The sequence below is a fragment of the Pseudoalteromonas fuliginea genome (assembly GCF_000690055.1).
GTDB lineage: Bacteria > Pseudomonadota > Gammaproteobacteria > Enterobacterales > Alteromonadaceae > Pseudoalteromonas > Pseudoalteromonas fuliginea.
The window spans coordinates 1-10,965 of sequence record NZ_JJNZ01000104.1 but is presented as its reverse complement, the minus strand read 5'-3'; the positions used below and the strand labels follow the sequence as shown (position 1 = coordinate 10,965).

Annotated in this window: 9 protein-coding genes; 6 read left to right on the top strand and 3 right to left on the bottom strand. The window is 38.5% G+C overall.

Annotated elements, in window-relative coordinates; translation table 11 throughout:
• Together DC53_RS0120820 and DC53_RS01070 are read left to right on the top strand one after the other, a co-directional pair.
• On the top strand, positions 1-197 hold a 197-nt coding region (locus DC53_RS0120820; RefSeq protein WP_139016134.1), incomplete at its 5' end, for an efflux RND transporter permease subunit.
• Positions 198-399: 202 nt separating this feature from the next.
• Positions 400-855 (top strand): hypothetical protein, encoded by a 456-nt coding sequence (locus DC53_RS01070; protein ID WP_033032128.1) that lies wholly within the window; start codon positions 400-402, stop codon positions 853-855.
• A gap of 47 nt (positions 856-902) precedes the next feature.
• On the opposite strand, the gene DC53_RS01075 is transcribed toward DC53_RS01070, so the two are convergent.
• The 3 genes from DC53_RS01075 to DC53_RS01085 form a co-directional block, all read right to left on the bottom strand.
• The gene (locus DC53_RS01075; RefSeq protein ID WP_033032126.1) at positions 903-2,390 is read right to left on the bottom strand and encodes a Ppx/GppA phosphatase family protein; all 1,488 of its coding nucleotides are present in this window, start codon (positions 2,388-2,390) and stop codon (positions 903-905) included.
• A complete protein-coding gene (ppk1, locus tag DC53_RS01080) occupies positions 2,383-4,470 on the bottom strand; it encodes a polyphosphate kinase 1 (RefSeq protein ID WP_033032124.1) in 2,088 nt (695 codons plus the stop codon). The genes DC53_RS01075 and ppk1 overlap by 8 nt, the downstream gene beginning before the upstream one ends.
• 96 nt (positions 4,471-4,566) lie before the next feature.
• Complete coding sequence (locus DC53_RS01085) at positions 4,567-5,073, bottom strand: glycine cleavage system transcriptional repressor (RefSeq protein ID WP_007375981.1); 507 nt, start codon at positions 5,071-5,073, stop codon at positions 4,567-4,569.
• A gap of 382 nt (positions 5,074-5,455) precedes the next feature.
• Between DC53_RS01085 and DC53_RS01090 the strand changes: the two genes are divergently transcribed.
• The 4 genes from DC53_RS01090 to phoU are packed head-to-tail and all read left to right on the top strand — an operon-like array spanning position 5,456 to position 10,958.
• Positions 5,456-7,690 carry an ABC transporter permease subunit gene (locus DC53_RS01090; RefSeq protein ID WP_033032122.1) on the top strand — a complete coding sequence of 745 codons (2,235 nt, stop codon included), beginning with the start codon at positions 5,456-5,458 and terminating at the stop codon, positions 7,688-7,690.
• A 15-nt stretch (positions 7,691-7,705) separates the two neighbouring features.
• A complete protein-coding gene (gene pstA, locus DC53_RS01095) occupies positions 7,706-9,355 on the top strand; it encodes a phosphate ABC transporter permease PstA (RefSeq protein ID WP_033032120.1) in 1,650 nt (549 codons plus the stop codon).
• A gap of 27 nt (positions 9,356-9,382) precedes the next feature.
• Positions 9,383-10,210 (top strand): phosphate ABC transporter ATP-binding protein PstB, encoded by an 828-nt coding sequence (pstB, locus tag DC53_RS01100; RefSeq protein ID WP_007375984.1) that lies wholly within the window; start codon positions 9,383-9,385, stop codon positions 10,208-10,210.
• 46 nt (positions 10,211-10,256) lie between these two features.
• Positions 10,257-10,958, top strand: a complete 702-nt coding sequence (gene phoU / locus DC53_RS01105) for a phosphate signaling complex protein PhoU (RefSeq protein WP_033032118.1) — start codon at positions 10,257-10,259, stop codon at positions 10,956-10,958.
• The last annotated feature ends 7 nt before the right edge of the window (positions 10,959-10,965 follow it).

Below are 10,965 nucleotides of genomic sequence, written 5' to 3'. Positions count from 1 at the left end.
GAGTACGCCCAGTTATGATGACTGTCGCGACCATTATTATCGGTTTATTACCTGTGCTGTATGGCACAGGTACAGCAAGCGAAGTAATGAGCCGAATAGCAGCGCCTATGGTTGGCGGTATGGGCAGTGCAATTGTACTTACTTTACTTGTTATTCCTGCGGTTTACCTACTGTGGCGCAAACAAGGACTTAAATAATATAAAGCAACAAGACGATAGAGCTGTGCAGTGCGGTTACTTCCCACGCATTGCTCTATAAAAATTACCTATAATTTGTAAGTTGTTCTATTAAATAGCTAGTTATTACTCATATTTAAATTAACCAACTGTTTTTAAATACCTTTTTAATTGGCACGCTTTACGCAACATTGTACTTCAGTCAACTAAATAAGGAATGCACATGCAAATTAAAACAATTAAAGAGGTATACGATTGGACCATTTTGTTTCATACGCAAATGGCGGCTAATTTTCATAGCGTAAAGGATTTACTCGATGAACATAATGCAATGCTGGTGGACTACTACCTAAATTATGAAAAAAAACTCGCCGAAGATTTGGTCGGGTTTAAAGCGATAACCGAAATAAATACGCTCGATACGTACTGTTATGAATATTTTGCTAAAAATCCTGAGCTAATTACTTTTGAAGACATTAGTAAAGATCAGCAATTTGATGAAGAAGTTATTCAAGGCTATTTAGCACAGCAACATCAAAAAGTAATTGAGTTATACGAATACTTACTTGAATGCGCCGAAACCCAAAGCGGACAAGAAAAGCTTCAACAAATATTAGAGCTCGAAAAGCAAGGCATAAAGCAAATGATGCAAAGCACTAACCGTCATATGGATATGTAGCTGAAAAAGCGGGGTATTACTGATCCTACTTTTGATATATGTTAGTTTTAGGAGCAATCAAGCGCTATACCTACCTTCTTTAAGTAACGCTGTTCTTGTATTAAATCAGCTTGTAGTAGTGTGTGTTCTTGCAAGTAGTTATCGCAAAATTTTATAAATAAGCCGGTGCTATTTGCGCTAATTTCCATATTGGGTTTTTGGCTTACTTGGCGTTTTTGATTAAATAGAATCGCTAAACGCAAAATAGTAATAAGCTTGAGCACTTGCTGCTGAGAAATAGTTATGAATTCAGGTAACTCATCGAGCCTAATTTTTTTCCGGTAAAAGCGAATCAACGAACTTAATATTACCTGTTCTTGTTGGGTAAAGCCGGGCAGCTGGCTGTTAGCAACAATATAAGCGCTGTGTTTATTAATACCCGAAGAGTTAATTGATAGGCCAATTTCATGAAGACTAGCAGCCCATGTTAACAAGGCAATATCATCATTGTTATCAAGCTGCCACGGCGCTTTAAGTTGCTCATAAAGCCAAGTTGCAGTGTTAGTAACACGGATTGCATGTGCTTTATCTACAGTGTATCTATCACTTACGTTATTAATGGTATTGCTACGAATGTCTTTATCGGCCAACTTTTGCTGCATTTCATGTAATAAACCTTCACGTAGCGAAAAATCACTATAAGTTAGTTCTTTAATCAAAAACTCTCTAAAAATAGCAATGAGTATCGCTAAACCGCCACAAATACTTTGCTGTCGTTCCGGTGTTAAACCTTCAATGAGTAAATTATCGCTATGTCTGGCATTTATGAATTGTTGTTTAAGGGTGACTAAATCATTGTAGGTTATACAAGGCTGATGCGGATTTTGGGCGCCCACCATAGCCAAAATAGATTTAATAGTGCCAGATGTACCAATAACGTTTTGCCAACCCTCATTGATGTAATTAGCAAAAATAACCTCTATTTCTTGTTCTGCTTTTATCTCTGCTTTATTAAAGCGTTTGGCGTTTATTATGCCGTCACTAAAAAATTGCTTGGTATAACTTACGCACCCTATATTTCGGCTTGTGAGTAACTTATGTTTAAAGTGCTTACCTATTATTAGCTCGGTGCTGCCGCCGCCAATATCAATTACTAAGCGGTTTTCTTCATTGTGTACATAATGCGCGACACCTTGATAAATGAGCCGTGCCTCTTCTTGCCCTGCAATAACATCAATATGAAATGGAAAGATCTTACTGGCTTGTGTTAAGAACGCATGGATATTTTTAGCTCGTCTAAAAGTATACGTTGCAGCTACTTTTACATTACATGCAGGGAAGTCTTGTAGAGTATTTGCAAATTGTTTAAGCACTATTAAGGCACGATCAATTGCTTGCTGGCTTAGCCTAAATTTATCGTCTAGCCCGTCAGCTAAATATACACGTTGCTTTTCTTTATGCAGAATTTGCAGTGTGCCATCCACTTCACGGGCAACCACTAAATGAAAGCTATTAGAGCCTAAGTCGACAGCGGCAATAGAGGGGTGATCATCCATTATTATAGTTACCTTCCCACTTTTTTAGGTGGTCATAAATCGCTATTTGCGAGCGGATTTTTTTACGGTTTCCACGTCTTACATAGGCATTTTTTTGTTCGCTATCGATTAAGCGTGCTTTTGTACGGTCTTTAAATTGCAGTTCTAGAATATCAATAATGAGCTGCTTTAATTTCGCATCTAAAATAGGCACGCCCACCTCAACGCGGTGATCGAGATTACGGGTCATCCAATCAGCAGATGAAATATAAACTTTGTCGTTTGCGTTATTACCAAAAACCATTACCCTTGGGTGTTCTAAAAAGCGATCTACAATGCTTATTATTCTTATATTGTCGCTAAATCTAGCTACCCCTGGTATTAATGAACACATGCCACGTACAATTATACGTATTTTAACGCCGCGACGACCAGCGTAGTAGAGTTTATCAACAAGCTGTTTATCAACAAGGTTGTTTACTTTAATAGTAATTTTACCTGCACAACCGTTCTCTACATGCTGAATTTCTTTATCGATTAAATCAAGTAAAGTGTCACGAGCATTTACAGGTGACAGCATTAAGTATTCAAAATTAAAAGGTTTGTAGCTACTTTCTATAAATTTAAATACGCTATCGCATTCCTCGCAGATCCCAACATGTTTTGTGAATAAACTAAAGTCGGTATAGATTTTTGCTGTTTTTTCGTGAAAGTTACCAGTGCCAATGTGTGCATACTTTACTATTTGACCTTTCTCTTTACGATGAATAATACATAACTTACTGTGTACTTTTAACGCGGGTATACCAAAAATCACTCTAATACCTGCGCCGCTTAATATCTTTGCCCACTCGATATTATTTTGTTCATCAAAGCGAGCTTTTAGCTCGACCATTACAGTGATTTGTTTACCATTTTTAGCGGCATTGATGAGTGATGATATCAATCGAGATTTACTGGCAACGCGATAAATATTAACTTTAATTTGCGTAACTTTTGGGTCGAATGCTGCTTGACGCACATACTCTAGTAAGTGGTTAAATGTGTGGTACGGATAATAAAGGAGAATATCTTGTTCGCTAATAGCATCAAATACGCTGGTGTGTTTATTAAATGCAGCGCTTTGTAATGCCGGCAGCGGTTTATTTTCAAGGTACTGACGCCCTACATTAGGAAAGGCTATAAAGTCTCTAAAGTTACGATAACGGCCTGCTGGGATAAGTGCGTCGTGATGAGTTACGCTCAGGCGCTTTTTCATTACTTTAAGCATATTATCAGGCATGGTTTCGTCATATACCAAACGAACGGGCTCTGCGTAAATACGCTGTTTGAGGCCTTTAGACATTTTATCTAATAAGCCCTCTTCTAGTTCGTCATCTAGGTTATATTCTGCATCGCGAGTAAGCTTAATTGAGTAACCTTGAATTGTTTTAAAACTAAAAAAGCTATTAAATACATCATTTAAAAAATATAAAATAACGTCATCAAGCATCACAATAGTTTTATGGCGACGAGTTTTTTCAGGCGGTAAATTTATAAATCTTGGCACGCGGTCTGTGGGTACTTCGAGCATAGCGTAATGGCTTTTTTCGTCACACATTTCTACGAATAGATAGGTCATGGTGTCGTTAACGTAATCTGAGTAATCTTTATTTTCATCAAGTAATATGGGCGAGATATGCTGTAGTACATTGTCATTAAAGTAAATTTTCAACCAATTTAAATGGAATTCGCTTAGCTTTTCAGGACGATCAACATGGATGTTATGTGCGGTTAAGTCACTTAAAATTTGCTGATGAACTTGGTTAAATTTTTTACCAAGCAATAATACTTTTTTTTGTACTTGGCCTAAAAGAACTTCGTCTTCTTCAAAATTAGCATCAGGTAGTTTGCTTAATAAAATACGGCGCTTAACATCGGCCACTCGAACTCTGAAAAACTCATCAAGGTTATTTGAAAAGATACCTAAGAAACGCATACGCTCAATGATTGGGTTACTTTTGTCTTTTGCTTCTTGTAATACGCGCTCGTTAAACGATAGCCAGCTTAACTCTTTTGCAAAATATTCAATAACTTGCGTTTTTCCTGTATGGGCATTCATATTTTATTCCGCGATTAGATGCTAAATAAAATATAGTGCAAGTTCATGACATTAGAATGACATGCGTGTCAGGTTTATGACACGCATTAAGGAAGGTTAAACGTCTTCAACATCAACAATCAAATCGCTAGTTATCGATTCGAGAGCATCAATTACTTCATCTTTATTCATTCCATTAGGTAACGTTATGGTAGCTACGGCGCTAAAAATAGGGACTCCCCAGTTTGGGGCGCTCTGTTGCCTTGAGTTTAAATGGGTAATGTTAGCGCCCTTATGGCGAATAACACTGGCAAGTTCTTGTACTATTCCAGGGCGATCGTTTCCTGTAATCACAAAGTTTAGCTGTTCAAGTTCAACATGTTCTATTTCTGTATTGCCGGTTTCAATACGTACATCAAGCTTAGGCAATGCGTTTAATGCATTTTGAAGTGATTGTAAATGCTCTTCAGCGACCTCTAGCTGTATGATCCCCGCAAAGTGACCAAGCAAATGACTTAAGTTACTGCTGAGCCAATTACCGTTATTTTTTAAAATAATGGTTGAGATGCTTTCTACTAAGCCAGGGCGATCTTTCCCTAAAATTGTTATAACCAACTGCTTCATAAATAATTCTCTTTTTTAAGCCCAAAGAAGGTAAATGCATAGGCATTAAGTGTTTATCTAACTTAAATCTAAATATTATGGGTTGTTTTATAAACGATAGGTTCAAACCCTAGAGTTGTGCGCGTCTAGCAATGTGCACTAAGTGCTTAGCTCATTGCTATTGTTATTTATTAGGCGCCTTTCAGTATTGACCTCGATAAATACTTTGTCCAATAAATTTATAATTAAGTTCACTTATAAACTATTCGTTTAATGCAAAATATGCAATGAATTAAACCACCTTATTATTAGCTGGCTAAAAAGGTTTATTGTTACCGCTGTAACAATACTGTCATCTTGATGAAATATAATTTATGCAACGTTAAGATTTAAGGGTGTTTTGATGACTTCCAATCCGAATAAGCCGACTTTTAATACGGATCGAAGCCGTCTATTTAAAGATCGGTTTGCCAAGTTTGGCATAACCGCAGGTGGAGTAATGGTATTAATAGCGCTGCTATTAATTTTTTTCTACCTCCTTTATGTAGTACAACCGATTTTTGAATCAGCAAAAGTTGAAAAGCGCGACAGTTTCAATGTTGCCAATGCAGATCAAATTGTTGGTTTAGGTGTTGAAGAGCAAACAGAAGTTGCTTTTTTACTTAGCAAGCAAGGCAGTGTAGATTTTTACAATGTAGAAAAAGCTAGTTTTGGTAAAAAACTTAAAACACTTGATGTAGAACTACCAAGTGAAGTGAGTAGCTTTGCGACCAGCGCACCGTTTCAGGGGCAATATGCCTATGGCTTACAAAACGGTTCGGTGGTGATTGTTGCACCTAAATTTTTAGTCACGTTTCCAAATAATGAACGTAAATTAACGCCGCGAGTTGATTACCCACTTGGCGAAATGGCGCTAGAAGTAGATGAAGAAGGCGCTGCTATATCGCGTTTTGCATTTAGTCATTATGAAGATAAAACAGCTGTTGTGGCATTAACGGCTGACAAACGTGTTTTGTTTAGTAGCTTTGTAGCTGAAGAAAACATGTTTACTGGCGAGGTAGAATGGGTTGTTGAACGTACTGAGTTGAACATTGAAGGGCGCGTCGATGAGCTTTTAATTTCACCTGATACAACGCGTACTTTTATTCGTTCAGCTAATCAAATTTATGTATACGATACACGTGATTCAAGCGACGTTGAGCTAATTCAATTACTTTCGGCAAATGAAGAAAATGCAAATATAGTATCTGCACAATTACTTGCCGGTGCTAACTCATTGATGCTTGCTAATGATAATGGTGAGGTTTCACAATGGTTTGAAGTAAATACTGAGACTGGTCGTGAATATCAAAAAATCCGCTCATTTGAAACAAGTAAACAAAGTAAGTTAAATATATTTACAGAGTTTTATCGCCGAACTTTTTTTACTACCAGCAGTAATGGCGAACTTGGTGTGTACTATACAACAAGCGAAGCCAAATTATGGCAAGGCAAGGTGAGTGAAGGTGCTATTAAAGACTTTGCTATTGCACCACGCTCTAACGCCGCATTAATTTTAGCTGACAATAAACTTACGGTACTTGAAATACATAACGAACACCCTGAGGTAACCTGGTCTGCGCTATGGGAAGAAGTATGGTACGAAGGCTACCCTGAGCCGGGTTATATTTGGCAGTCAACATCAGCAAGTGATGACTTTGAATCTAAGTTTTCACTCGTACCTATTTCGTTTGGCACAATAAAGGCGGCATTTTATGCCATGTTATTTGCGGTACCTATTGCACTTTCTGCAGCTATTTATACAGCCTACTTTATGTCGAGTGAGCTTCGTAAGGTAGTGAAACCAACCGTAGAAATAATGGAAGCATTACCCACGGTTATTTTAGGCTTTTTAGCTGGCCTTTGGTTGGCTCCTTTAATTGAAGAGCATTTGCCAGCCATTGTTGGGTTATTAGTATTACTACCATTGGGCATTTTAGGTACGGCATTAGGCTGGACAAAGTTGCCAGCAAGCATTCGCCATAAAATACCAGAAGGTTCTCATTCAATCATCCTTATTCCGGTTGTGTTACTTATTGGCTGGTTTTCGTTCGCAATGAGCGAAACAATTGAACTGTGGATGTTTGATGGCAATGTTCGCCAATATTTAACGAATGAATTAGGCATGACGTTCGATCAGCGAAACTCGTTAGTTGTTGGTATTGCGATGGGGTTTGCGGTTATTCCTACTATATTTTCGATTGCTGAAGATGCGGTATTTAGTGTGCCAAAACATTTATCAAACGGTTCATTAGCTCTGGGAGCTACTCAGTGGCAAACGCTTGTGCGTGTTGTATTACTAACAGCCAGCCCAGGTATTTTTTCAGCAGTAATGATGGGGTTAGGCCGTGCAGTTGGCGAAACAATGATTGTATTAATGGCGACAGGTAATACACCTATTATGGATTGGAGTATTTTCCAAGGCATGCGTACTCTTGCGGCAAATATTGCGGTGGAAATGCCAGAGTCAGAAGTGGGTAGTTCACATTATAGAATTTTGTTTTTAGCCGCTTTTGTACTATTCATATTTACCTTCATTTTTAACACAGTGGCTGAGTTTGTTCGTCAGCAACTACGTGAAAAATACAGCTCAATGTAAGTGGAGAGACACGACATGATAAAGCAGTGGTTTAGGTCTGGTTCTCCTTGGATTTGGATGACCGGTGGTGCAGTGAGCATCAGTTTAATTTCAGTGCTAGGTATCCTAGCAATGATAGCCTGGAAGGGATTAAGTTTTTTTTGGCCTTCTCAAGTTGTACAGTTTGAACTTGAAGGGTCAATTGCAAAACAAACCGTAATAGGTGAAATTTACGATCGTGAACTTGTTCCTAAAGAACGTTTGACGGCAACGGGTATTGATGTATCTGCATTCGATAAAGAAGAGTTTGAACGTTTACTGATAAAAACGGGTAATCGGGAATACGTAGATTTAGATTTTCGTTGGATACTGGAAACTGACATAAAAGATAAATCAACGCCAGCGGCACTTGCAGTATTCGAACGTAGCAAAAACGGTAACTTTTATGGCTATGTAGAAAATGTAATTAAAGATGGCAAGCCGGTGGCTGGCGATAAAGTAGAAATACTACATGAGCTTGTTGAGCGTGCTGTTGATTTAAACGATGAGGCACTCGATTTACAAAATGGCGATATAGGCCATATTAACTACGAGCTTGAGCGTCTTCGTTTAAAAGAAAAGGGCTACTTACTCGATAACGCATTAACTGATGAACGTGTTGCTGAACTTGCTCAAGCACGTGCTGAATTACGTGCAGAGTATGGTGTACTTGAAAAAGATTTATTTGCACTACGTAAGCAAGCTAAACGTGACTACGTAACCGTAAAAGATATGCGCGGTGAAATTGTTACTATTCCTATGTACCAAGTACTCGATGTTTGGTTTCCAAACGACATGGGCTTTTTTGCAAAGTTAGGGCACTACTTTGTACAGTTAGGTAAGTTTGTATCTGATGACCCACGTGAAGCAAATACCGAAGGCGGCGTTTTTCCTGCTATATTTGGTACAGTGTTTATGGTTATGTTGATGGCTGTAATCGTGACGCCGTTTGGTGTTGTTGCTGCAATTTATTTGCACGAGTATGCCGCTAAAAATGCTATCACTAAAATGATTCGCATCGCGGTAATTAACTTAGCGGGTGTGCCTTCAATTGTATACGGTGTATTTGGCCTTGGCTTTTTTGTATACATGTTAGGTGGCAGCTTAGACCAATTATTTTATCCAGAAGCTTCACCAACCCCAGTATTTGGTACACCTGGTGTAATGTGGTCGGCGTTAACGCTCGCTATACTGACTTTACCTGTTGTTATTGTATCGACTGAAGAGGGTTTATCTCGTATTCCTAGCACTGTGCGCGATGGTTCACTCGCACTTGGCGCAACAAAAGTTGAAACGTTATGGCGTATAGTAATTCCAATGGCAAGTCCTGCAATTATGACCGGTTTAATATTGGCAGTTGCACGTGCTGCAGGTGAAGTTGCACCACTAATGTTGGTGGGCGTTGTGAAAATGGCACCTACATTACCACTGGATGGCAACTTCCCGTACTTTCACTTAGATAGAAAGTTCATGCATTTAGGTTTTCATATTTACGATGTTGGCTTCCAAAGTCCTAATGTTGAAGCGGCGCGTCCGCTGGTATACGCAACGGCCTTTTTATTAGTGTCGGTGATTATTACGCTTAACATAACGGCTATTGGTATACGTAATCATTTACGTGAAAAATTCAGATCGCTTGAACACTAATTTGTAAAGATTTTATAGGTAACAAACATGATTACAGTCGCTCCACAAGTAAACCAAGCAAATTTAGGCTTGAAGTTAGATTTAGAAAACTTAACTGACGATCAAAAAGCGTTAGAGATTAAAAATCTCGATCTTTACTACGGTGATAAGCAAGCACTTAATAAAGTGAATATGAACATTCCTAAAGGTCAAGTAACCGCGTTTATCGGCCCATCGGGTTGCGGTAAATCAACATTGCTGCGCTGTATCAACCGCATGAATGATTTGGTTGATATTTGCCGAATTGAAGGTGAGATATTACTTCATGGGCAAAATATATATGATAAAAGTGTTGATGTAGCCGCACTTCGCCGTAACGTAGGCATGGTATTTCAGCGTCCGAACCCATTTCCTAAATCTATTTATGAGAATGTGGTATATGGACTACGCTTACAAGGTATTAAAGAGAAACGTAAATTAGACGAAGTAGTAGAGCAGTCGCTTCGTGGTGCAGCATTGTGGGATGAAGTAAAAGACAGATTACACGATAGTGCGTTTGGTTTGTCGGGTGGTCAGCAGCAACGTTTAGTTATTGCTCGTTCAATTGCGATTGAGCCAGAAGTGTTACTATTAGATGAGCCTACATCAGCGCTTGATCCAATTTCAACGTTGGTAATTGAAGAGCTTATTAACGATTTAAAAAACAAATTTACCGTTGTTATTGTTACACATAACATGCAACAAGCAGCGCGAGTGTCTGATCAAACAGCCTTTATGTATATGGGTGAATTGATTGAGTATTCAGATACAAATACCTTATTTACAACACCAACTAAGAAAAAGACCGAAGACTACATTACCGGTCGTTACGGTTAATTAGCCCGTTATAACGTGTTGTATAAGATTAAGAGAGAAGGCAATTATGGAACATAATATTAATAAGCATATTTCTGGCCGGTTTAATCAAGAGCTAGAAAATGTACGCAACCATGTATTAAGCATGGGAGGCCTCGTTGAACAACAACTAAGCAGCGCACTTGACGCCGTTAGTCGTAACGATGCAGAGCTTGCTCAAAAGGTGCGTCAGAACGATTACAAAGTAAATGCTATGGAAGTGAACATTGACGAAGAGTGCACTCGCATTATTGCTCGTTGTCAGCCAGCAGCCAGTGATTTACGGTTAGTAATTGCAATTGCAAAAACGATTGCTGATTTAGAGCGTATTGGCGATGAAGCAAAGCGCATTGCAAAAGTGGCATTGGATTCATTTACTAAAGATCAGCAAGATTTATTAGTTAATATTGAAAATATGGGTCGCCAAGTATTAAAAATGCTTCATGATGTGCTTGATGCGTTTGCGCGTATGGATGTACAACGTGCATTTCAGGTTCACAAAGAAGATGCAAAGGTAGATAGAGAGTATGAAGCCATTACACGTCAAATAATGACCTATATGATGGAAGATCCTCGCTCAATCCCGAAAATTATGGACTTAGTGTGGTCTGTGCGTTCGCTTGAGCGTATCGGAGATCGTTGCCAAAATATTGCGGAATACATTATATATTTCGTAAATGGCAAAGATATTCGTCATACATCTCAAGAAGATATAGAAAAATCTCTATAAATTTAAT